Source organism: Caulobacter soli (assembly GCF_011045195.1).
GTDB classification, from domain to species: Bacteria; Pseudomonadota; Alphaproteobacteria; order Caulobacterales; family Caulobacteraceae; genus Caulobacter; species Caulobacter soli.
Genome location: NZ_CP049199.1, coordinates 3,402,652 through 3,423,925, shown reverse-complemented (window position 1 = coordinate 3,423,925; position 21,274 = coordinate 3,402,652). Strand labels below are relative to the sequence as shown.

27 protein-coding genes and 1 other RNA gene are annotated in these 21,274 nt (G+C 68.4%); 10 read left to right on the top strand and 18 right to left on the bottom strand.

Annotation, left to right across the window (positions count from 1 at the left end):
- Positions 1-114 precede the first annotated feature (114 nt).
- The gene (locus G3M62_RS16030; RefSeq protein ID WP_165188673.1) at positions 115-360 is read left to right on the top strand and encodes a hypothetical protein; all 246 of its coding nucleotides are present in this window, start codon (positions 115-117) and stop codon (positions 358-360) included.
- Positions 361-396: 36 nt separating this feature from the next.
- On the opposite strand, the gene G3M62_RS16025 is transcribed toward G3M62_RS16030, so the two are convergent.
- Positions 397-1,209 carry a CAP domain-containing protein gene (locus G3M62_RS16025; protein WP_165188671.1) on the bottom strand — a complete coding sequence of 271 codons (813 nt, stop codon included), beginning with the start codon at positions 1,207-1,209 and terminating at the stop codon, positions 397-399.
- Between the two features lie 50 nt (positions 1,210-1,259).
- On the opposite strand from G3M62_RS16025, the gene G3M62_RS16020 reads away from it, so the two are divergent.
- Positions 1,260-1,823: a nucleoside 2-deoxyribosyltransferase gene (locus G3M62_RS16020; protein ID WP_165188669.1), complete on the top strand. Its 564-nt coding sequence runs from the start codon at positions 1,260-1,262 to the stop codon at positions 1,821-1,823.
- A gap of 151 nt (positions 1,824-1,974) precedes the next feature.
- On the opposite strand, the gene G3M62_RS16015 is transcribed toward G3M62_RS16020, so the two are convergent.
- Complete coding sequence (locus G3M62_RS16015) at positions 1,975-2,745, bottom strand: tRNA1(Val) (adenine(37)-N6)-methyltransferase (RefSeq protein WP_246263296.1); 771 nt, start codon at positions 2,743-2,745, stop codon at positions 1,975-1,977.
- 131 nt (positions 2,746-2,876) lie between these two features.
- Here G3M62_RS16015 and G3M62_RS16010 point away from each other — a divergent pair, with 131 nt between their 5' ends.
- Positions 2,877-3,887: a polyprenyl synthetase family protein gene (locus G3M62_RS16010; protein ID WP_165188667.1), complete on the top strand. Its 1,011-nt coding sequence runs from the start codon at positions 2,877-2,879 to the stop codon at positions 3,885-3,887.
- A gap of 34 nt (positions 3,888-3,921) precedes the next feature.
- Entirely contained in the window at positions 3,922-4,497 is a 576-nt protein-coding gene (locus tag G3M62_RS16005) for a hypothetical protein (RefSeq protein WP_165188664.1), read from the top strand.
- A 4-nt stretch (positions 4,498-4,501) separates the two neighbouring features.
- Here the strand turns inward: G3M62_RS16005 and G3M62_RS16000 are convergent, their stop codons facing one another.
- Positions 4,502-5,356: an FkbM family methyltransferase gene (locus G3M62_RS16000; RefSeq protein WP_165188662.1), complete on the bottom strand. Its 855-nt coding sequence runs from the start codon at positions 5,354-5,356 to the stop codon at positions 4,502-4,504.
- A 181-nt stretch (positions 5,357-5,537) separates the two neighbouring features.
- Between G3M62_RS16000 and G3M62_RS15995 the strand changes: the two genes are divergently transcribed.
- Positions 5,538-5,939, top strand: coding sequence for a YccF domain-containing protein (locus tag G3M62_RS15995; RefSeq protein WP_165188660.1), 402 nt, complete (start codon positions 5,538-5,540; stop codon positions 5,937-5,939).
- 28 nt (positions 5,940-5,967) lie between these two features.
- Here the strand turns inward: G3M62_RS15995 and G3M62_RS15990 are convergent, their stop codons facing one another.
- The 3 genes from G3M62_RS15990 to fumC all read right to left on the bottom strand — a co-directional run bounded on the left by G3M62_RS15990 (position 5,968) and on the right by fumC (position 8,287).
- Entirely contained in the window at positions 5,968-6,384 is a 417-nt protein-coding gene (locus G3M62_RS15990; RefSeq protein WP_165188658.1) for a DoxX family protein, read from the bottom strand.
- Positions 6,381-6,827: a GNAT family N-acetyltransferase gene (locus tag G3M62_RS15985; protein ID WP_165188656.1), complete on the bottom strand. Its 447-nt coding sequence runs from the start codon at positions 6,825-6,827 to the stop codon at positions 6,381-6,383. Before G3M62_RS15985 ends, G3M62_RS15990 begins: the two co-directional genes overlap by 4 nt.
- Positions 6,828-6,895: 68 nt before the next feature.
- Positions 6,896-8,287 (bottom strand): class II fumarate hydratase, encoded by a 1,392-nt coding sequence (gene fumC / locus G3M62_RS15980; RefSeq protein WP_165188654.1) that lies wholly within the window; start codon positions 8,285-8,287, stop codon positions 6,896-6,898.
- Positions 8,288-8,416: 129 nt separating this feature from the next.
- Between fumC and G3M62_RS15975 the strand changes: the two genes are divergently transcribed.
- From G3M62_RS15975 to G3M62_RS15965, 3 genes are read left to right on the top strand one after another with little or no spacing between them, the layout of a single operon-like run.
- Positions 8,417-8,956: a DUF1697 domain-containing protein gene (locus tag G3M62_RS15975; protein WP_165188652.1), complete on the top strand. Its 540-nt coding sequence runs from the start codon at positions 8,417-8,419 to the stop codon at positions 8,954-8,956.
- Positions 8,957-9,008: 52 nt separating this feature from the next.
- On the top strand, positions 9,009-9,332 hold the full coding sequence (locus tag G3M62_RS15970; RefSeq protein ID WP_165188650.1) for a YbjQ family protein: 324 nt from the start codon (positions 9,009-9,011) through the stop codon (positions 9,330-9,332).
- A gap of 1 nt (position 9,333) precedes the next feature.
- The gene (locus tag G3M62_RS15965; RefSeq protein WP_165188648.1) at positions 9,334-9,720 is read left to right on the top strand and encodes a RusA family crossover junction endodeoxyribonuclease; all 387 of its coding nucleotides are present in this window, start codon (positions 9,334-9,336) and stop codon (positions 9,718-9,720) included.
- Here the strand turns inward: G3M62_RS15965 and G3M62_RS15960 are convergent.
- The 7 genes from G3M62_RS15960 to G3M62_RS15930 form a co-directional block, all read right to left on the bottom strand.
- Positions 9,682-10,071: a hypothetical protein gene (locus G3M62_RS15960; RefSeq protein ID WP_165188646.1), complete on the bottom strand. Its 390-nt coding sequence runs from the start codon at positions 10,069-10,071 to the stop codon at positions 9,682-9,684. The genes G3M62_RS15965 and G3M62_RS15960 overlap by 39 nt on opposite strands.
- A gap of 170 nt (positions 10,072-10,241) precedes the next feature.
- On the bottom strand, positions 10,242-12,410 hold the full coding sequence (locus tag G3M62_RS15955) for a serine hydrolase domain-containing protein (protein WP_165188644.1): 2,169 nt from the start codon (positions 12,408-12,410) through the stop codon (positions 10,242-10,244).
- Between the two features lie 117 nt (positions 12,411-12,527).
- Entirely contained in the window at positions 12,528-13,352 is an 825-nt protein-coding gene (locus G3M62_RS15950; protein ID WP_165188642.1) for a C13 family peptidase, read from the bottom strand.
- Positions 13,353-13,359: 7 nt separating this feature from the next.
- A complete protein-coding gene (locus G3M62_RS15945) occupies positions 13,360-13,830 on the bottom strand; it encodes a PaaI family thioesterase (RefSeq protein WP_165188640.1) in 471 nt (156 codons plus the stop codon).
- 4 nt (positions 13,831-13,834) lie between these two features.
- Complete coding sequence (locus tag G3M62_RS15940) at positions 13,835-14,320, bottom strand: SspB family protein (protein ID WP_165188638.1); 486 nt, start codon at positions 14,318-14,320, stop codon at positions 13,835-13,837.
- A gap of 235 nt (positions 14,321-14,555) precedes the next feature.
- Positions 14,556-14,921: a transfer-messenger RNA gene (gene ssrA / locus G3M62_RS15935) on the bottom strand.
- A complete protein-coding gene (locus tag G3M62_RS15930; RefSeq protein ID WP_165188636.1) occupies positions 14,887-15,195 on the bottom strand; it encodes an Atu4866 domain-containing protein in 309 nt (102 codons plus the stop codon). The genes ssrA and G3M62_RS15930 overlap by 35 nt, the downstream gene beginning before the upstream one ends.
- Before the next feature lie 203 nt (positions 15,196-15,398).
- Here G3M62_RS15930 and G3M62_RS15925 point away from each other — a divergent pair, with 203 nt between their 5' ends.
- Both G3M62_RS15925 and G3M62_RS15920 read left to right on the top strand, forming a co-directional pair.
- Positions 15,399-16,310: an AraC family transcriptional regulator gene (locus G3M62_RS15925; protein ID WP_165188634.1), complete on the top strand. Its 912-nt coding sequence runs from the start codon at positions 15,399-15,401 to the stop codon at positions 16,308-16,310.
- A gap of 126 nt (positions 16,311-16,436) precedes the next feature.
- Positions 16,437-17,099 (top strand): aquaporin, encoded by a 663-nt coding sequence (locus G3M62_RS15920; protein WP_165188632.1) that lies wholly within the window; start codon positions 16,437-16,439, stop codon positions 17,097-17,099.
- Between the two features lie 27 nt (positions 17,100-17,126).
- Here G3M62_RS15920 and G3M62_RS15915 read toward each other — a convergent pair whose 3' ends face one another.
- From G3M62_RS15915 to G3M62_RS26980, 5 genes are all read right to left on the bottom strand, one after another.
- A complete protein-coding gene (locus tag G3M62_RS15915; protein ID WP_165188630.1) occupies positions 17,127-17,564 on the bottom strand; it encodes a hypothetical protein in 438 nt (145 codons plus the stop codon).
- A gap of 87 nt (positions 17,565-17,651) precedes the next feature.
- Positions 17,652-18,506 carry a hypothetical protein gene (locus G3M62_RS15910; protein ID WP_165188628.1) on the bottom strand — a complete coding sequence of 285 codons (855 nt, stop codon included), beginning with the start codon at positions 18,504-18,506 and terminating at the stop codon, positions 17,652-17,654.
- 2 nt (positions 18,507-18,508) lie between these two features.
- Positions 18,509-19,057 carry an acetolactate synthase small subunit gene (gene ilvN / locus G3M62_RS15905; protein WP_165188625.1) on the bottom strand — a complete coding sequence of 183 codons (549 nt, stop codon included), beginning with the start codon at positions 19,055-19,057 and terminating at the stop codon, positions 18,509-18,511.
- A gap of 153 nt (positions 19,058-19,210) precedes the next feature.
- Positions 19,211-21,019, bottom strand: coding sequence for an acetolactate synthase 3 large subunit (locus tag G3M62_RS15900; protein ID WP_165188623.1), 1,809 nt, complete (start codon positions 21,017-21,019; stop codon positions 19,211-19,213).
- Between the two features lie 108 nt (positions 21,020-21,127).
- Positions 21,128-21,175, bottom strand: a complete 48-nt coding sequence (locus G3M62_RS26980; protein ID WP_370444040.1) for a hypothetical protein — start codon at positions 21,173-21,175, stop codon at positions 21,128-21,130.
- Positions 21,176-21,274 lie beyond the last annotated feature (99 nt).

Below are 21,274 nucleotides of genomic sequence, written 5' to 3'. Positions count from 1 at the left end.
CGCGAACGGGCGAGATCGATTCAATTGAAGGTTGTTACAATCTAAGATTACATGAGGTGCGCATTCTGCGCGTTCCTCTTGGAGGTTGTATGTCCCCGCTCCAAACTGTCTCGCATGCTGGCGGCCGCCGCCGCGCTCTTGACCACGGCGGTCGTCTACACGCCCGCCGCCCAAGCCCTGCCGCCGCCCTGCACGCAATACGCCTGGTCTCAGTGCGACCCGCTCTACAGTCGAGGCACGCCGGAGTGGCAAGCCTGTTTCGCGCAGGAAAAAGCGCTTTGCCTGGCGGAGTGGCCCAATCCCTATCCCGTGGATCCGCCGACGTTGCCAATCGTCTGGCCAAACTCCGACGAGGAGTGATGCGAACGCCCCGGCGGTGATCTCCGTCGGGGCGTTTCACCCCAGAACGAACACCGGACCCCAGGCCACCAGGTACTTCCGCGCGCCGGTCGACAGGTGCGGGCGCAGCTGCCAGGCGCCGGGGGGCAGGGTCTGGGCGCCGGGGCTTTCGACATAGGTCTCGACCAGGGCTTCGCCCCCGGGTTCCGACACCGAGAACTGGTTGATGCGCGGGACGGCGTTCGACAGGGCCGCGGCGATCGCCCCGACCGAGGCCACCCGCAACGGCGCGGGGGCGGGTAGGCGGGCCGAGACCTCGGCATAGACCCCCAGGGCGATCACCTCGCGGCCCTGGCGCAGCACGCCGTAGCCCACGTGCGTGAAGTCAGCGGCCAGCAGGTTGGCGCGGTGGCCGGGGCTGGTCTTCCATTGACCCATGATCTGGTCGGGCCGCACCGCGCCGTCGGCGTTCAGCCGCTCGGCGATGTTCTCGGCCGGGGCGCCGATCAGGTCGCGGGCCAGCAGGCCGACCCGGGCGGCGGGCCCGAAGCCTTCGCGGGTCATGTGGTCGAAGACGCCGGTGCGGGCGATGTCGGCGGCATGGGCGCGGGCGGCCAGGGTCAGGCCGGGATCGAGCGCCAACGCGCCCAGCCGCTGGCCGCGCCGGAAGATGTCGCCCAGGTCGTGCAGGTCGGTCTCGAAATCGGGGTCGAAGTCACCCTGGCTCTCGGCCAATTGGCGGCGCAGGCGACGATCATAGGCCAGCCAGGGATCGCTCATGGCGGCCTCGGCCTGGGCCGGGAAGAGGCCCGGCGTGACCAGCGCGGCGGCGGTCGTGGCGATCAAGGTGCGGCGGTCCAGGGTGATCATGGTCCTCAAGGCGGTTGACAGCGTCCCGTTTCGGCAAGCTCTAAGGGTCCATGAGACCCGTACGTTCCATTTGGCTGGCTGGCCCTGAACCTTGGCTCCCTGATGCCGAGCCTCAAGCCGCGCGCCAGCGCGCGCTCTGCGCAGATAACGGCTTCACCGGCCTGACCGCTCCCGCCATCGTCGAGACCGAGGCCGACAATGTCGAGATCCAGGCCCGTGAGCTGTACGCCGAGAGAATGGCCAAGCTGCGGCAGGCCGACGCCGGGATCGTCAACCTGACGCCGTTCCGGGGGCCCTCCTGCGCCAGCGCCGCCGCCTTCGAGGCCGGGGTGCTAGCCGGGCTGGGGCGTCCGATCATGGCCTATGTCAACGTGGCCGACGAAAGCGAGGCCGAGTATGTCGACCGCGTCGAGGTGCATGTCGGCGCCCAGCGCGACGAGCACGGCGTCTGGCGCGACGGCGACGGCTGCGTGGTCGAGGATTTCGGCCTGCCCGAGACGGTGATGCTGTGGGCCGAGGCGCGGCGGCTGTTCGTGATCATCACGGACGATCCGCTGCACGACCTGACGGGCCTGGAGATGTGCCTGGACGCGCTGGCGCTATACGCGGAGTAGTTCAACCTGGAAGCCTCCCCCTGTGGGGGAGGTGTCGGCGAAGCCGACGGAGGGGGGAGTGATAGGCCGATGGCCGAACCTACGATCTTCGATCTCAAAACTCCCCCCACCGATCGCTACGCGATCGCCTCCCCCACAGGGGGAGGTCTGATCAGTTCCACTCCAACCCAGCTTCCCCCCGCAGAATTGCCTCCGCTTGGGCCGAATGCCCCGATCCCTCGCGATCGTGCAGCACCAGCGGCGGCAACAGCATCAGCGGCGCCTTGCCGGTCTTGATGGCGCGAACGATCACCCGCTTGGCCGGCGCGTCGGCGAAGGGCGCGACGGGGCGGATCTTGAACGAGCCGGCCTTGGGGGCCAGCAGCGCCAGGATGTCGGCCAGGCGGTCGGCGCGGTGGATCAGGGTAATGGTCCCGCCCTCGCGCACCGCCTTCAGGCAGAAGGCCGTCCAGGCCGCCAGCCCGCCGTCGGCCATCCAGGCGCCGGACTTCTCGGGCGCAGGGGCGCGCAAGGCGCCGGGATCGTCGAAAAACGGCGGGTTGCTGATCACCGCGTCGAACACCGGCAGGTCCAGGGCCCGGAAACCTTGCTCGACATCGCCGCCGATGATCTCGACCCGGTCCCGCAGGGCGTTGAGCACGACATTGCCCCGGGCCAGATCGGCGGCGGCGGGATCGCGCTCCAGGCCGACGAATCGCGCGTCTGGACGCCGACTCGCCGCCGCCAGTAGCGCCCCGCCGACCCCGCAGCCCGCCTCGATCACCCGTTCGCCGGTATTTGCGTCACAAGCCGCCGCCAGCAGGGCCGCGTCCATGCCCGCGCGATAGCCGGCCACGGGCTGGCGCAGCCTTATCCGGCCGTTCAGGACGGCGTCTTCGGTGATCCCCGAGGGTTTCTGGGGGGCGCGTATCTCGTCCGGCAACGTTTCAAGCCTTGTGCTCGCCTTGACCCTGACCTATCCCGCCAGCATTGTCGCTCGCAACGGCTGATCAAGCCCAAGGGACGCGAGGCGCACGCCAACCGTCGGCGGGCGTCAGCAGGGAGAGTATGGTTTTGGACGCAGCTGCAGCGACCCTCGCCCGGGAGCCGGGATCGGTGGATCGTCTCGTGCGGCTGGCCGCCGCCGACATGGCCGGGGTCGACGCTCTGATCACCGCGCGCATGCAGAGCGAGGTTCCGGTCATCCCCGCCCTGGCCGAGCACCTGATCGCCGCCGGCGGCAAGCGCCTGCGTCCGCTGCTGACCGTGGCCGCCGCGCGCCTGGCCGGGTCGGACAACGACACCTGCCTGAAGCTGGCCGCCGCCGTCGAGTTCATCCACACCGCCACCCTGCTGCACGACGACGTGGTCGACGGCAGCCAACTGCGCCGCGGCAAGGTCGCCGCCCACCTGATCTGGGGCGCGGCCCAAAGCGTGCTGGTCGGTGACTTCCTGTTCGCCCGCGCCTTCGAGCTGATGGTCGAGACCAACTCGATGAAGGCGCTGGAGATCCTGGCCCGGGCCAGCCGGGTGATCGCCGAGGGCGAGGTGCTGCAGCTGACCCGCAGCCACGACCTGAACCTTTCGCAGGCGCTGTACCTGGAAATCATCGCCGCCAAGACCGCCGAGCTGTTCGCCGCGGCCTCGGAAGCCGGCGGCGTGTCGGCCGGCGTCTCGCCCGCCCAGTCGGACGCCCTGCGCGCCTACGGCATGAACCTGGGCCTGGCCTTCCAGCTGGCCGACGACGCCCTGGACTACGGCGGCACCACCGAGGCCCTGGGCAAGAACGCCGGCGACGACTTCCGCGAAGGCAAGGCCACCTTGCCGCTGCTGCTGGCCATCGCCCGCTCGGGTCCGCGCGAGGCCGAGTTCTGGGAGCGCGCCATCGGTCGTCGCGAGCAGACCGAGGCCGACTTCCGCCGCGCCCGCGAGCTGATCGTCGGCACCGGTGCTCTCGAAGCCACCCTCGACCTGGCCGCCGGCTATGCCGACAAAGCCAAGGCGGCGCTGGCGGGCTTCCCGGCCAACGAATGGCGCTCCAGCCTGGAAAGCCTGGCCGACTTCGCGGTCAGCCGGCGAACCTGAGATGGTCTGGTCGGGGGGCGACAAGAGCAGCAACATGCTTCCGCTGCCGCCGGAAGGTCCGCTGCCGTCGCTCAACACCGTCCTGAAGGCCACGCCCGAAAATCCCAGCGGCGACCCGCACGGCCACAGCCACGCGCATGAGGCCGGCGAGACGGCCGGCAAGGTGATCGGCGGCGGCCTGGGCGTGGTGATCGGGTTCGGGATCCTGCTGCTGACCTTCGGACCGGTGCTGTGGGCGCCGGCCTGGGCCGGGTTCTCGGCCGCCGTAAGGGTCAAGGCGCTGGCGCACAACGGCTGGCTGACCGCCGGCGCGGCGATCGCCGCGTTCCTGGCCGTGGCCTTTGTCCAGTTTCTGCTGCTGGTCCAGAAGAGCCCGCTGCTGCGCTATCCGGCCGTGCTGCTGTTCTCGCTGGCCTGGGTGGGCGGGCTGTGGCTGGAACTGACCGCTCCGCCGCACGACTGGCTTCTGCCCCCGCCCTGGCATGCGCCCGGCCCCTGGGCGATGGCCGCCGTCGGCGTCGGCGCGGTGGTCTATGCCGGGCTCTACCTGCTGATCCTCACGCGCTTCGGCAAGGGCCGCTGGGCGAAGAAGTGGCAGCTGATCAAATAGGGCTTCAGCCCTTCGCCTTCAGACACAGGTCAAGGTGCGTGCCGTTGTCGTCCTCGACGTGGCGCGTCCAGGCCGCGTCGACTTTGGCGATCACTTCGGCCGCGTCCGCGCCCTTGACCGTCTCGCGCCGTTTCTTGCGATGCAGGATCTCCACGCCGTAGCCCATATCCAGGAAGAAGCTCAGCAGGGCCGAGCCTTCGGCGCGCGAGGTCTCGGCCTGGAAGCGCGGCGAATATTCCAGGAAGGTGATCGGCTTCTGCTCGGCCATGAAGGCCTTGGCGCCCATGAAGGCGCGATACTCCATGCCCTCGATGTCGATCTTCATCACGTCGACCTTGCCGAACTCGCCGCGCAGCAGGTCGATCGGCACGACGGGGGCGAAGTCGTAGTCGCTCAGGTCGTCCGGCGCGGCCTGGCCGGCCGGCTCCAGCTGGTGGTTGTTGTGCATGGTCTGGCGGCGCAGGAAGGCCGTCTCCAGCGTGTCGGACACGCCCACCAGGATCAGGCGGATGTTGTCTATGGCGTTGGTCTTGGCGCTCTCCAGGATCACCCGACCGTTGCCCGGACTCATCTCGATGGCGATCACCCGGCCGGCCGGCCCGATCTTTCTGGCGGCCGGCAGGGCGAAGGCGCCCCAGCTGGCCCCGACGTCCAGCACGGTCATGCCGGGCTTCAGGGTCTGGAGGAAGTAGTCCAGCACCCAGGGTTCGTAGTCCTTGCCGTCCAGCAGCTGCTTGGTGATCACCCAGTGGTCGGGCATGCGGTAGGTGCAGCCACGGAACTTCACCAGGGCTGGGACGGGGGCGACGCCGACCGGCAGCGAGATCGCCTGGTGTTTCTTCTTGCGGAACAGACCCATCGCGTCCTCGCGGCGGCGGTTGCGCCTGGAATCAGGCGCACACCCCTTTTGCTTCCGCAGCGTCGCATAGCGGCGACTTGTGGCAAGGCTGCGTCCAACGGGCCGAAGGCGAAGCTCGACATCGATCGCGATTCGTCGCACGCCTAGGCGCCGCCAGAGGGCGTGTGCGTCGGAGACCGTCATGATCCGCCTGTTGCTCAACATCCTGTGGTTCATCTTCGGGGGCTTCATCTCGGGCTGCCTGTGGCTGCTGGGCGGCGCCTTGCTGGCCATCACGATCGTGGGCCTGCCCTATGCGGGCGCGGCCTGGCGCATCGCCGGCTTCGCCTTCTGGCCTTTCGGCAAGGAAATCGTGTCGCGCGACGTGCTGACCGGCCGCGAGGACCTGGGCACCGGCCCGCTGGGCTGCGTGCTCAACGTCCTCTGGTTCCTTCTGGGCGGCTGGTACATCGCCCTGTCGCACCTGATCGCCGCGGCCGCCGAAGCCGTGACGATCATCGGCATTCCGTTCGCCATCAAGGACCTGCAACTGGCCGTCGTGGCCATCGCCCCGATCGGGCGGACGGTGGTGGACCGGCGCTAGAAAAGCGCCGCACGGCCATCGGCGATCGTCAGGTCTTGCCGTCGCTCGATCGTGGAATGGTCCGAAACGGCCAACTGATCACGGCGGCCGCCCACAGCGGGGCCCAGATGAACACCGGTTGCAGCAGCAGGCGCGGCCCGTGGTACCACCACGAACTGGGCAGGGGCGGGACGCTGACGCCGCTGAGGGCGTGGTAGATGTTGGCGGGCCAGACGCACAGGGCGTAGAGCGCCAGCATGATCCCCGCCAGCCGACGGGTGCGCGGCAACAACAGCCCTGCCGCGCCGGCGATCTCGCACAGCCCAGTGAAGATCACGACGTCGCGCGGAAACGGAATTCCCGGCGGCATGATCTTCAGGAAGCCGTGGCTGCTGACGACGTGCAGCACGCCGAACGGCGCGTAGATCGCGGCGATCAGCCAGCGGGTGTTTGCACGTGCGCTCATCCCAGACTCCGACGCAGGACGTGGGTCCAAGGGCCTGAAACGTCTGGTGAAAAGCCCTGGGCTTCCCAGAACGGCGCGGCGGCGGGGGAGGCGGCGGCGTTGCAGGTGAGAAGGTCGACCTGGTCGAGGGCTTCCTGCACGAGGGCCGTGGCCAGGGTGCGCGCAACGCCTTGGCGGCGGAAGTCGGGGCGGACGTAGAAGCGGCGCACGCGGCGGGCCGGTTCGGCGGCGGCGGGTTCGACCGACAGGCCGCCGATCCCCGCCAAGTCTCCGGCCAGCAAGGCCCCCAGGAGAGCCTCGCCGTCGCGATCGAAGCGCTGGTCGCCGCTGGCCCAGCCGTCGGCCAGCCGCGCCACGTTGCCAACGCCCTCGCTCGCCGCGTCGGCGAGGAGGGCGTCAAAGCCGTCCGGCAAATCGTCGATGATCCGGATCAGCTGGATCACAACAAGGACTCCTAGTTCGCGCGCATTCTTATCGCCGAACCGGCGTCCACTTCGGCGGAATGCGCGCCTCAGCCCGGCGAGATCATGTTCTCGGGGCGGACGTACTGGTCGAACTCTTCGTTGGTCAGGTAGCCGCCGCCGACGGCTTCCTCGCGCAGGGTGGTGCCGTTCTTGTGCGCGGTCTTGGCGATCTTGGCGCAGGCGTCGTAGCCCAGCTTGCCGTTCAGGGCCGTGACCAGCATCAGGCTGTTTTCGACGCCCTTCTTGATGTTGTCGACGCGCGGCTCGATGCCGACCACGCAGTTGTCGGTGAAGCTGATCGCGGCGTCGGCGACCAGGCGAACCGACTGCAGGAAGTTGTAGGCCATCACCGGATTGAAGACGTTCAGCTCGAAGTGGCCCTGGCTGCCGGCGAAGGTGACGGCGGCGTGATTGCCGAACACCTGGACGCAGACCTGGGTGAGGGCCTCGCACTGGGTCGGGTTGACCTTGCCCGGCATGATCGACGAGCCCGGCTCGTTTTCCGGCAGGCTCAGTTCGCCCAGGCCCGCGCGCGGGCCGCTGCCCAGGAAGCGGATGTCGTTGGCGATCTTGAACAGGCTCGCGGCGACGGTGTTGATCGCGCCGTGGCTGAAGACCATGGCGTCGTGGGCGGCCAGGGCCTCGAACTTGTTCGGGGCGGTGGTGAAGGGCAGGCCGGTGATGCCGGCGATCTGCTCGGCCACCTTTTCGGCGAAGCCGATCGGGGCGTTCAGGCCGGTGCCAACGGCGGTGCCGCCCTGGGCCAGTTCCATCAGCTTGGGCAGGGTGCTTTCGATGCGGGCGATGCCGTTCTCGACCTGCTGGGCGTAGCCGCCGAACTCTTGGCCGAGCGTCAGGGGCGTGGCGTCCTGGGTGTGGGTGCGGCCGATCTTGATGATCTTGGCCCAGGCGTCTGACTTGGCCTTCAGCGCGGTGTGCAGGTGCTTGAGGGCCGGCAGCAGGTCATGGACGATCTGCTCGGCGCACGCCACGTGCATCGCCGTCGGATAGGTGTCGTTCGACGATTGGCTCATATTGACGTGGTCGTTGGGGTGGACGGGCTTCTTGCTGCCCATCTCGCCGCCCAGCATCTCGATGGCGCGGTTGGAGATCACCTCGTTGGCGTTCATGTTCGACTGGGTGCCCGAGCCGGTCTGCCAGACCACCAGCGGGAAGTGCGCGTTCAGCTTGCCGTCGATGACTTCGTTGGCCGCGGCGACGATGGTCTCGGCGATCTTCGGGTCCAGCTTGCCCAGGGCCAGGTTGGCCTCGGCGGCGGCGCGCTTGACGACGCCCAGGGCGCGAACGATCGGAAGCGGCTGCTTCTCCCAGCCGATCTTGAAGTTGCCGAGCGAGCGCTGGGCCTGAGCGCCCCAGTACTTGTCGTTCTCGACGGCGATCGGGCCAAAGGTGTCGGTCTCGTTGCGCGTGGCGGTCATGCGGCGGGTCTCCCGGAAAAACGGTCGAGCGGGGTCTAGACCCAAGGCGGGCGGAGGGCAACGTTCCGCGCTTGCGAAGCCGCGCCGGCGAAGTTACCACAGGAACGTTCGGAGAACGGAGTTCGCCCCATGAGCCCTCACATCGCCCTGCTGCGCGGCGTCAATGTCGGCGGCCGCAAGGTGCTGAAGGACGATCTTCTGGGCCTGGCCAAGGACCTGGCCTTCGACGACGCCAAGACCCTGCTGGCCAGCGGCAATCTGGTGCTGTGGGGGCGGGCGGGATCGGACGCCGAGATCGAAAGGCGCCTGGAGGAGGGCCTCGAGCGGCGCATGGGACTTCGCACCGAATTCTTCGTCCGCACCCCGGCGGAGCTGAAGGCGCTGATCGACGGCAATCCCTATCCGGACCAGGTCAGGAGTCACCCCAACCACCTGCTGGTGCATTTCATGAAGGGGCCGCTGCCCGACGGCGACGAGGCGACGTTGCGGGCGGCGATCACCGGCCCCGAGACGTTCGAGGCGCGGGGCCGCGAGCTCTACATCGACTATCCCGAAGACGTGGGCCATTCGATGCTGGATCGCGACTGGAGGAAGACCAAGAAGTCGCCGGTCGGCACCGCGCGCAACTGGAATACGGTGCTGAAGCTGGCGGCGATGGTGGGTTTGTAGGCGACGGGACGGGGCGGTCTTGGCTATATCGCCGCAGACAAGGAGAAGCCCCATGCTCGTCGCCACGACCAACGATCTGCCCGGCTATCGCATCGTGGCCCATGTGGGGCTGGTGCGCGGCGTCACCGTTCGTTCGCGCAGCGTGATCGGCAATATCGGCGGGTCGATCCAGTCGATCTTCGGCGGCAAGCTGTCGATCTACGTCAACCTGGCCGAGGCGGCCCGCAAGGAAGCCTACGACCTGCTGGTGGCCCACGCCGCCGAGATGGGCGCCAACGCCATCATCGCCGTGCGCTACGACGCCAACGAGATCATGGAAGGCATCACCGAGGTGCTGGCCTATGGCACGGCCGTGAAGGTCGAGCCGATCGCCTGAGATGGATGACGGCTGGACGCATCACGGCAAGGTCCGGGCCCGCGAGGACGGCGGCGAGCTGACCCTGGTGGTCGACGGCCTGACCACCCAGGCCAAGTACTACAAGCCGCTGATCTACGAGTTCTTCCGCAAGGTCTGGCGCGGTTCGCGACCGGCCTGGGGCGAGTTCTCGGTCGAGATCGGCATGGAGTTCGTCGGCGAGCCGCCGTGGATGGACCTGGACAACCTGGCCAAGGCCCTGTTGGACGCCATCAAGGGCTACGCCTTCCATGACGACGCCCAGGTCGCCCGGCTGCTGGTCGAGCGCCGCCCGGCCGAGCGCGAGCGGATCGTCATCGTGGTGCGGAAGCTAGACTCGCGCTTTCTGCGGTCCACGCTCGAAAACTGACGCGCCGACCGCGACCAGCAGCACCACCACGAAAGCGCCGTAGCGGCCCAGGCTGATCTGCTCGTCGGAAATGAAACGCTGGAAGTTGGCCAGCACGAACTCGGCCCCGATCAGCACGGGCAGGGCGAAGGCCAGCGCCGGAAACAGCCGCCGGCCGCGCGGGATGCGCCGCAGCCGGGCCGTGACCTGGAAGGCGAAGGTCGCCGCCGCCGCCGCGCCGAAGGCGTTCAGGGCGTAGAACCAGAAGGCCTTTTCCAGCAGGTCCCCGCCATAGGCGGCGTAGAACAGCGTGGTGGCCAGCCAGGCCAGCAGGCCCGCGACGGCGAAAATGGCGACGTCCTGTTTTGACACGATCGGCTTCCCCCGAGGCTTTCCCTCAGCGGGAGGTGCACGGGGCGTGCCGGACGGTGCGTCCTTCGAGGCCCGCTGCGCGGGCGCCTCAGGATGAGGAATTCAGAGCCAACCCACGGTCCTCATCCTGAGGCGCGCAGCGAAGCGAAGCCTCGAAGGACGCAGAGCGCCTAAGCGTTCCAGAACTCCAGGAAGCCCCAGGCCGCCAGCAGCAGGGCGAAGCTCAGGAAGATCAGGGTGGTGCAGGTGAAGGCCAGCTTGCGCAGCGAGGTCCAGCTGTCGACCCGCCGGCCGCCGCGCCACACCACCGGCAGCATGGCCAGGGTGGCGATGGTCAGCAGGGTGGCGACGAAGGCGCAGGCGGAGGCGCTGAGCAGCCAGCCGCTGGGCCAGCCATAGACCACCTTGGCCACGTCGCCGGCCCCGCTGGCGAACACGCCCACGCCGACCAGGGCGATCAGCCAGAGGATGGCCTGGATGGTCTGCAGCAGGCTGGCGCGGGCCTGGGTCGGGGTCTGGCGGGCTTCACGGCGGTCGCGGGTGGCCACGCCGATCAGGGTGGCCAGCGCCGCCAGGGCGCTGAGCACCGCGAAGGTCGTCAGCAGGCCCGGCTGGTGCGGGAAGCCGATGCGCTCGAACGCGGCTCCGCCCATCGGCGAGAAGAACCGCATGACCTTGCCGTCCTCGCGCTGGAACACCAGCAGGCCCGCGCCGCTGATCGGCGCGAAGGTGTCGGGCTGGTCGGTCGCGGTCCACAGGGTGGATTCGCCATCGATGGTCAGGGCCAGGCGGCCGTCCGGGGTGACGCGCACCATGGCCTCGCCGATCAGGCGGTCGATGAAGCCCTCCAGCCCGCCATAGGCGCGGTGGGTGGTCAGGAACTGGCCTTCATAGGCCCGAGCCTCGTCACGGGTGATGCGGCTGGCGGCGGGGATCTCGGGGCGCGGCGCGTAGAAGCGCTCGATGATGGTCGCGGGCAGGCTGGCCGACAGGTCGGCGCCGGTGTCGGTGTTGACCGCCACGAACACGCCCAGGCCCAGCTCGGGGGCCATGACCATGTTGGAATGGAACCACAGGGTCGCGCCGGCATGGCCGAAGCCCCGGCGGCCGCCGGGCAGGGGGATGTCCATGAAGCCGGCGTTCCAGCCCGGGGCGCCTTCGGCCGGGCGGTACATCGGGGTGCGGAACAGGGCGTTGGTCTTGGCCGAGAAGATCGTCTTGCCGTCGATGGTTCCGCCGTTCAGCAGCAGGGTCATGTAGCGCGCCATGTCGCCGGCCGTGCTGGACGCCGCGCCGGCGGGAGCGATGTGGCCGATGAACTCGGGCGCTTCGGTCTGGAAGCCCAGCGGGGTCCAGCGGAAGCCGTCCGACAGGTCGGCCGCCAGGGCCGGGGCCATCGGGGCGGGCAGGTCGTTCCGCCACGGACGGTTTTCGCGGAAGGTGGTGTGAGTCAGGCCGGCCGGCAGGATCACCTGGTCGGCGACTTCCTTCTCGAACGGCTGGCCGGTCACATTGGCCAGGGCGGCGCCGGCGAGGCCTGCGCCATAGTTGGAATAGGCCGGCAGCAGGCCCGGCTCGCGCACGCGGTTGGGGCGCTCCTGGCGCAGGTACAGCTCCAGCGGACGCTCGCGACGCGGGTCGCGCTCGAACAGCTGGCCCAGGGTGCGGTCCTCGAACCCGGCGGTGTGGGTCATCAGGTCGCGCAGCCGCACCGGGGTCTTCTTGCCCTGGTCCTTCAGCTGCAGCTTCTCGGGCAGATAGATGTTGATCGGCGTGTCCAGGCGCATGCGCCCGGCGTCGACCTCGTTCATCAGGGCGATCCAGGTGAAGGTCTTGGAGATCGAGCCGATGCGGAACAGGGTCTTGTCGGGATCGACCTTGCGGCCGTCGTTCAGGCTGGCGACGCCATAGCCCTTCTTCAGCAACACCTGGCCGTTCTGGACGACGGCGATGGTCACGCCGGCGATGTGGTCGCGGGCCATGCGATCGCGCACGACGCCGTCGACATAGGCTTCCAGGTCGGCGATCGGCAGCGGCGCGGTCGGGGCGGCCAGGACCGGCGAGGGGGCGGGAGCGGTCTCGGTCTGGGGCGTCGCCACGGTGGCTTGGGGCGCGGGCGTCGCGGCGGGGGGCGTGACGGGTTTCGGACGCGGCGCGCGGCGGCGACGAACGGTGCTGGTGTAGGGGACCGGCGCGGACGGCAGGGTCGCGGCGGGCGGCGCGGCGGCGGCCGGCGCGGGAGCGGCGACGTCCTGGGTTTCAGCCATCGTCGCGCCGAACAGTCCGCAACCGATGATCGCCGCCGAAAGGACGGCCCTGAACGAAAGACGCAGCGTCACGAACAAGACCTCGCCGGCTATGAAAACTTAAGGTGAGCAAACTTCTAGGGCGCCCGCGACACGGATCAAAGGCCCTGTGCTTCGCCCTGGACCTCTTTCCCGTGGACGCCTTCGTGTTCAGCGTCGCGAAGGCGGGGAGGCCGCGCGTTTCGTCGGCGCCTGGGGTGGCGGGCGAGGGAACGCGTAGAGCGGCAGAACCGGCCGCAGGCCGGGGCCGATCCACAGTTGCGGCTCCGACGCCGGCTCGGCCCCGGTGTCGCGCTCGCGCCTGGCCACGCACGTCTGCACCGCCCGGCCCAGGGCCGCGAAGTCGTGGGCGCTGGTCGCCGACGACAGGAAGCAGTCGTCGAAATAGGGGTATTTGTCGTCCTCGCTGCAGCCGAACGAGGTGCGGTCGGGCCGCGCCGCGGTGAGAATCATCCGGTCGTCGCGCTGCAGGGGTTTGACGAAGACGCCCGAGAAGCAGGCCGAGATCACCACGATCGACGGGCGGGCCGGGCAGGCGTCGTCGATCACCGCCGCCAGCAGGGCAGGGGGCAGGATGTCCTCGTCCAGCACCGCGCCCTCGGGCGCGCCATGGCTGGTGAGATAGAACAGGCAGCCGGCGGTGTTCCGGGTCGCCAGGGCGCGCAGGCCGGCGTGTATGACGGTCAGGTCGGTCCTGCCCGGCTTCACGGCCGGGTACCGCCTGGGCCGTACCGAGTACTGACGAACGGCGTCGGGCGAGAAGCCCAGCCCGACCAGGGTGGAGCCGACGTCGCGACGGGCGTTGTCGAAGGCCTCGGTCGGTTTGCCCGAATGGGCGTGCCAGTCGCCGGCCACGACCACGGCGGCCCAGTTGGCGAAGGTGGGGGCGGCGGGCGGGGTCTCCTCCGCGCGGGCGACCGCGACGGCGAGCAGCGGCAGCAGCAAACCCAGGACCAGGCTCGCGAACCGCCGCATGGCCGTCCTACTTCTTGAACTTCGAATACGGCGTCGGGATCGCCGTGGCGCTGGCCCGGGCCAGCAGCCGGCCCTCGGGGTCGTAGAGCTCGCCCTCCAGGAAACAGACCGTCTTGCCCCACTTGACCACCCAGCCCACGCCCTTGAGCGGGCCGGGCAGGGCGGGACGCAGGAAGCTGGTCTTCATTTCCAGGGTCGGGACCACGCAGGTCATGCCCGAGGTGACCAGGCCCGCCACCGACATGCACTCGTCCAGCATGGCGCAGACATAGCCGCCCTGCACCTGGCCCATGGGATTGCCCGTGGCCTCCAGCGTCGGGGCGAAGGCGATCTCGACCCGGCGCTCGGCCTGGCTGACCGACAGCATGCGAAAGCCCAGGGTGCGCGAGCTGCCCGGCGGGTTCTTGGCGGCGTGAAAGCGCGCGAGGATCGCCTCGTCGGTCAGCGTTTCCGGCTTATCCGAGGCGATGTCGCTCACGCGGCTATTTCTTGCGGAACTGGTCGAGGGAGATGATCTTGGGCGCTTCCTCGCCGCCCTCGGTGGCGGCGGCGACCTCGGGTTCCGGCTCGGGCTCGGGAGCCTGGGGCGCGATCTCGGGCGCCTCGAACTGCAGGGCGAACTGCACCGACGGGTCGTAGAAGCGGGTCACCGCGGCGTAGGGCACCGACAGCCGCTTGGGCTGGCCGCCGAACTTCAGGGTCACCGAGAAGAAGGTCTCGCCCGGCGCCAGGTCCCAGTACTGGTGCTGCAGGATGATGGTCATCTCGTCGGGATACTTGCCCAGCAGGTCCTGGGGACCGGAGACGCCCGCCGCCTGGGTTTTGAACGTGATGTACAGGTGATGCGGTTCAGGCAGGCCGCCGGGCGCGGCGGCCTTCTTCAGCGCGGCCTTCACGACGCCGCGCAGGGCGTCCTGGGCCATCGCCTCGTACTGCATCAGATCTTCAGGCGGATTGGTCTGGGCCATGCGGTCCATCGTAAAGCGGTAACTGGAACGAAGAGCGCAGACTAGCGCGTCGCGGGGGCGGCGAGAAGGTGGCGCGGGCCTCAATTTTCGCCCGCGCTTCCCTCCCCCTCGTGGGGAGGGTGGCCCGCGTAGCGGGTCGGGTGGGGTTTGATGAGTCAGCAGGCCCCACCCGTCGGCTTCGCCGCCACCCTCTCCATAAAGGGGAGGGAAGGGGCGCGGAGCTAGGAATATGGAAAGTGGAGGGATTCTGTTGGCAGGCTCCCTCCGGGCCCCGCCTAAGGATCTGAACCCCTAGGACTTAAGAGGCGAGATCACCCGCACCGCATTACGCGGCGATGGCGAACTCTTCAGCGAAGTTATCGTTCGCAGTTAGTTTAGCGGCCCGATACGGTGAGCCACGCCGAGAGAAAGCATAACACCTTTACACGTCTGTCGATGCTGATCGGCCCCATGCATTCCCGCGATAACTCGGGAGGTCTTGGTGGAGCCGCCGGGAATCGCACCCGGGTCCAGTCCGCTTATTACGTGCGCGTTTATCCCCATAGTCCGGGCGAACCCGAACGGACTCAATATAGGGGCTGGGGCTCGCGGAGGGAAGGCCGCCGTTGCGGGCGGCGCGGAAAGCGGACGGTTTCGCGGGGGCGGGGCGGCGGCGTCAGGCTCAGGCGGCCCTCGGTCAGGCGGCCGATCAGCAGGCCGCCGCCGTCTTCGAACAGGCGGACGTCGTCGCCTTCCATCTCGTAGTGGCCGGTGAACGCGACCTCGTCGTCGTGACGTTCCTCGAACCGGCCGTCCATGCGCAGTTCAAGGGCGACGCCGTCGGCGCTGGCCCACACGCCGGACACGCGGCGAGCGATCTTGGGATAGTATTTCATGGGAACCTCGGGGGGCGGGCGGCCACGTCATGACCAGGCAAGAGGTATGACGAGACCGACCCCGCCAATGTGACGCGTTCGAGCCCTTAAGGGATAGACCGATGCTGCCCCTTGATTGCACGATCCTGCACATCACCTTTGGCAGGCGTGACGAGGCTTGGATCGGGGCGTAGGACAAGCTCCATCAGCAAAAGGAATTGTCGATGGCCGAGCAAGGCGAACTCGCCGCGCTGATTGAACGATACGCGCCTGAAGACGGAACCTACGACATCTGCGGCGACAAGGCCTCGGTGGTTCGGGTCAGCAAGCCCAGCGAGCCGACCCATGGCGTATTCGGCGCCGCGGTTTGCGTGGTGGCCCAGGGGCGCAAGCAGGTGCTGGCCGGCGGATCGGTGCTGGTCTACGACGCGATGAACTATCTGGTCGCCTCGGTCGACCTGCCGGTGATCGGCCAGGTGGTCGACGCCTCGCCTGAGCAGCCCTATCTCTGCTTCAAGATGCACCTGGACCCGACGGTGATCGGCGACCTGCTGCTGCAGCTGGGCGGTGAGCCGGCCCTGGCCCAGGACGCCGGGCCGCTGGTTGGCGCCATGGCGGTCAGCCAGGTCAATCCGCCCCTGCTGGACGCCGTGATGCGGATGGTCAGCCTGATCGACACCCCGCGCGACGCCGCCGTGCTGGCTCCGCTAATCGAGCGCGAGATCCTCTACCGCATGCTGCTGGGCGACCAGGGGCCGCGCCTGGCCCAGATCGCCCGGGCCGACGGCCGCATGCGCCAGGTCAAGCGGGCGATCGGCTGGATCACCCAGCACTTCAACCAGCCCTTCAGCATCGAGGAGCTGGCGGCCGAGGCGCGGATGAGCCCTTCGGCCCTGCATCGCCATTTCAAGGCGGTGACGGCGCTCAGCCCCCTGCAGTACCAGAAGCAGATCCGCCTGCAGGAGGCGCGCAAGCTGATCCTGGCCCAGCGCCTGGACGCCGGTTCGGCCGGTCACGCGGTGGGTTATGACAGCCCCTCGCAGTTCAGCCGTGAATACGCCCGCCTGTTCGGCGCGCCGCCCCTGCGCGACGCCGCCCGCCTGCGGTCGCGGCCCGACATGCTGCTGGAGACCTAAGGGCGCGCTAAGGCCCGTCCACCGATCGCCTAGAGCATTTCCCCTATTCCTAGACTCGCCAAGTAGAGGCAAGCTCCCCGAGCTTGTCTTCAAGGTGAAGTCGAGCGTGGAGTGGGAGGCGATCAAATGTCAAAAATTGTTGCCGAGTTCATCGGCACTTTTGCTCTTGTCTTGTTTGGCTGCGGCGCGGCCGTGCTGGGCGGAGACCATGTCGGACAACTTGGCATAGCCTTGGCGTTCGGCTTCGCGATCGTGGCGATGGCCTACGGCATCGGTCCGGTGTCGGGTTGCCACGTCAATCCGGCGGTCAGCCTGGCGGCCTTCGTGGCGGGGCGGATGAGCGCCAAGGAGATGGTGCTGTACTGGATCGCCCAGTTCGTCGGGGCCACGGCTGGCGCCGCGGTGCTGTTGTTCATCGCCGGAAGCACGGCGCACGGCCTGGGGCAGAACGGCTGGGGTCCGGGCTATGGCGGCGGCTTCGGCGTCGAGGCGGCCTTCGCCTTCGAGGTGGTGATGACCGCCCTGTTCGTGATCGTCATCCTGGGCTCGACCGGCACCGACGCCGCGCCGGGCTTCGCGGGGCTGGGCATTGGCATCGCCCTGGCTGTGATCCACATCGTCGGCATCCAGGTGACCGGCGTCTCGGTCAATCCGGCCCGCAGCTTCGGCCCGGCCCTCCTCGTCGGGGGGCAGGCCTTGGCGCAGCTGTGGCTGTTCTTCGTCGCCCCGGCGATCGGGGCGGTGCTGGGCGCGCTGCTCTACCGCTTCAACCTGCTGAAGGTGGGCTGAGGCGCGCCCGACGGGTCCGGCCTGCGCCTAGTGCGGCAGGTCGGACCAGTTGACCATCACCGAGCCCTTGGCCTGGCCGATGATGGTGATCTTCTGGCCATGGTCGTCGCTGAAGGCGTCGAAGACATACCGGGCGCCGGGATATTCGACGTTGCGCAGAACCGCGCCATTGGCGCCGTAGGTGACCAGGGCGAACGAGACGCGATTGTCGTCGTAGCTGTAGATCCAGGTCTTGGTGGATCCGTAGTAGATGACGGGGCAGGTCGTGCTGGCCTGATAGCCGCTGTCGGGCTGCTTGGTGCACGAGGCGTTCAGGCCGGCGGGGGGCGCCGGGTGTTCCCCGATCGGGTCGAACTTGATCTGCGGCGTGTTCGGCACGGCTTGGGCTTGAGCGGCGGTCGCGCCCAGCGTGGCGACGACGCCGGCCACAGCCAGCATGGATTTCAGAGTGATGATCTTGGCCATGGTGTTCCTCCCGGTGTCATGGTCAAGTTTGATAACGACGTTATCTTGAAATTGCAATTTCCGAGCGTGTCGAACGCAAAGAGCGCGCTAAGGGCGCGTTTCGGGTGACGTCTCCGGCGTTTCATCCGACGGCGTGGGCACGGCGGGCGGCTGGGGGCGGTTGTTGGTTCCGGCTTTGAGGCGGCCGCCCGAGGCGATCAGCGAGTCGTAGGCCCGTTGCTGGCGCGAGACGTCGCCGCCACGGGCGAACATGGCGTCGAACCGGGCGTCGCGCCCTGAAGCCGCTGATAGCGCCGCCGCCAGGGCGGGCGCGATCGAACCCACCTCGGCGTCGTCGCAGGCGCGGCGCAGATGGCGGGCCTGGCCGGGCACCAGCAGGGTGACGTCCCAGGACACGCCCTCCAGGCACACCGGCTCGACGGCTCCGCCGCCGTAGTCGACAATCACCGAACGGGGCTGGCTCCACATCGGCGCGCCGACCAGGGCCTTGAGCGGCGGGATCTGCTGGGTGGCGAGTTCGGCGTCGATGTCGACCCGGCGGCCGATCTCGGGCGTGCAACAGCCCAGGCCGGCGCGGGCCTGGACGAAGGCGCGACCGTCGCGGCGCACGATCACGCGGATCACGGCCTGGCGCACGCCGGCCGCTGGGCGGGCCCAGACCTCGAGCACCAGCTCGCCGCGCTTGATCAACTGGCTTTGCAGGGGTTGCAGGCCCCAGAGGCGGTAGAGCAGGGGATCGACGCCATTGTCGATCGGGACCAGCGTCTCGCCGGGCCGCAGGCGGCGGCCCTGGAACGGGTCCTGCTCGGGCGGCGGCTTGGGGATTTCCGGCGCCCACCAGACGGCGGGATCGGGCGGTGACTGGACGGCCTGGGGCGCGGGTTGCTGGCCGGCGAGGGGAAGTCCCATCAGAAGACCGGCTAAAAGCATCGCGCCCGTCATGGCTACATCCCTTCAACACCCCGCTCGATGGAAAGCACGCCGGTGCGCGACAGTTCCACCAGGCCCAGCGGCCGCATCAGGTCCAGGAACTTGTCGATCTTGGACGGCACGCCCGAGATCTCGAACACGAAGCTCTCCAGCGTGGTGTCCACCGGCTTGGCGCGGAAGATCTCGGCGATGCGCAGGGCCTCGACGCGGTCGACGCCCTGGCCGCGCACCTTGACCAGCGCCAGCTCGCGCTCGACGCCGTTCGGGTCGCGGGTCACGTCGTGCACGCGGCGGACATTGACCACCTTGTTCAGCTGGGCCTCGATCTGGTCCAGCACCTGGCGCGTGCCGCGGGTGACCACGGTGATCCGGCTGGTGTGGGCCTTGCGGTCGGTCTCGGCGACCGTGAGGCTCTCGATGTTGTAGCCGCGCGCGGCGAACAGCCCGACCACGCGGTGCAGCACGCCCGGCTCGTTGTCGACCAACAGGGCGAAGGTCGCGGTCTGCTCGACCTGTTCGTTCGGGGCCATGTCGTAGGCGGAGGCGGGTTGAAGGTCGGTCATCGCGTTCTTGTAGCCCCTAGTATTGGAAGTTTCCCTCCCCCTCGCGGGGAGGGGGGACCAGCGAAGCTGGTGGGCGGGGTCTGCTGAGTCATCAAGCCCCACCCGCCCCCTTCGGGGCCACCCTCCCCATAAAGGGGAGGGAAGGGCAACAGTCTAGACCAGCCCCGCGCCCGCCGCGCCGATGACATTACCGATGTCCTCGACGTCGCCCATGATCATCTCGTTGTGGGCCTTGCCCGAGGGGATCATCGGCAGGCAGTTTTCGTGCTTCTCGACGCGGCAGTCGAAGACCACCACCTTGTCGCTGTTGATCATCTCCAGGATCTTGCCGTCCAGCTCGGCCGGGTCCGAGCAGCGGATGCCGACGGCGCCATAGGCCTCGGCCAGCTTCACGAAGTCGGGCAGGCTGTCGGAATAGGAATGGCTGTAGCGCTCGCCGTGCAGCAGCTGCTGCCACTGGCGGACCATGCCCATCCATTCGTTGTTGAGGATGAAGATCTTGACCGGCAGGTCGAACTGGATCGCCGTCGACAGTTCCTGGATGCACATCTGGATCGAGGCTTCGCCGGCGATGTCGATCACCAGGCTGCCCGGATGGGCCATCTGCACGCCGATGGCGGCGGGCAGGCCGTAGCCCATGGTGCCGAGGCCCCCCGAGGTCATCCAGCGGTTGGGGTCCTCGAAGCGATAGAATTGCGCCGCCCACATCTGATGCTGGCCCACCTCGGTGGTGATGTAGGTGTCGCGACCCTTGGTCAGTTCGTACAGCCGCTGGATGGCGTACTGCGGCTTGATGACCGTCTCCGACTGTCGGTAGTTCAGGCACTGGCGGGCGCGCCAGGTGTCGATCTGGGCCCACCAGTCGGTCAAGGCGGCCTTGTTGGCCTGGTGGCCGGCGGCCTTCCAGGCGGCGATCAGGTCCTCGAGAATGCTGCCGGCGTCGCCGACGATCGGCAGGTCGACACGGACGTTCTTGTTGATCGACGAGGCGTCGATATCGATGTGGATCTTCTTGGAGCCCGGCGAGAAGGCGTCCAGGCGGCCGGTGACGCGGTCGTCGAAGCGGGCGCCGACGCAGATCATCACGTCGCAGTCGTGCATGGCGTTGTTGGCCTCGAACGTGCCGTGCATGCCCAGCATGCCCAGCCAGGCCGGATCGGCGGCCGGGAAGGCGCCCAGGCCCATCAGGGTCGAGGTGACCGGCGCGCCGGTCAGGGCCTGAAACTCGCGCAGGGCTTCGCTGGCGCGCGGGCCGGCGTTGATGACGCCGCCGCCGGTGTAGAAGATCGGCCGGCGGGCGCCCGCGATCAGCCGGGCGGCCTCGGCGATACGGTTCTGGTCGCCCTTGGTCTTGGGATTGTAGGCGTGGGTCGAGGCGACTTCCGTGGGGCCGTAATATTCGCCCTTGGCGAACTGGACGTCCTTGGGGATGTCGATCAGCACCGGACCTGGACGCCCCGTCGTGGCGATCTTGAACGCCTCGTGGATGATCTGCGGCAGGTCGCGGACGTCTTTGACCAGGTAGTTGTGCTTGGTGCACGAGCGGGTCATGCCGACGGTGTCGGCTTCCTGGAAGGCGTCGGTGCCGATCAGGTGCGTCGGGACCTGGCCGGTGATGACGACCATCGGGATGGAGTCCATCAGGGCGTCCATGATGCCGGTGATGGCGTTGGTCGCGCCCGGACCCGAGGTGACCAGGACGACGCCCGGCTTGCCCGAGCTGCGGGCGTAGCCCTCGGCGGCGTGGGTCGCGCCCTGTTCGTGGCGGACCAGGATGTGCTGCAGGCGCGGCTCGTGGAACAGCGCGTCATAGATTGGCAGGACCGCGCCGCCCGGATAGCCGAACAGCACCTCGACGCCCTGGTCCACGAGGCCGCGAACCACGATCTCGGCGCCGGTCATGGCGCGATCGCTGGTCGGTTGGGCGGGAGCCTGGCTCTCGATGGTCTGGTGGGCGGTCATGGGGCTGATCCGGGGTTTGGTAAGCTTGGCTTGGGGCGAGGTAGAAAAGAAAAAAGGCCCCGAAGGACCTTTTGTGCGCGCGACCGATCTATCAACGTGACTTCAAGGTCACGCCGTGAACGGCCGCTCCATAAGTACGATCATGGTGGTGCGCACGAGTATTTGCTCCAACTGGATGATCGGGGAATGCCATGCTCGCCGGAAGGCGTCAAGGCGCGGTTTGACGCAAGAAACGACCCGTTGCCTTGGCGCAAC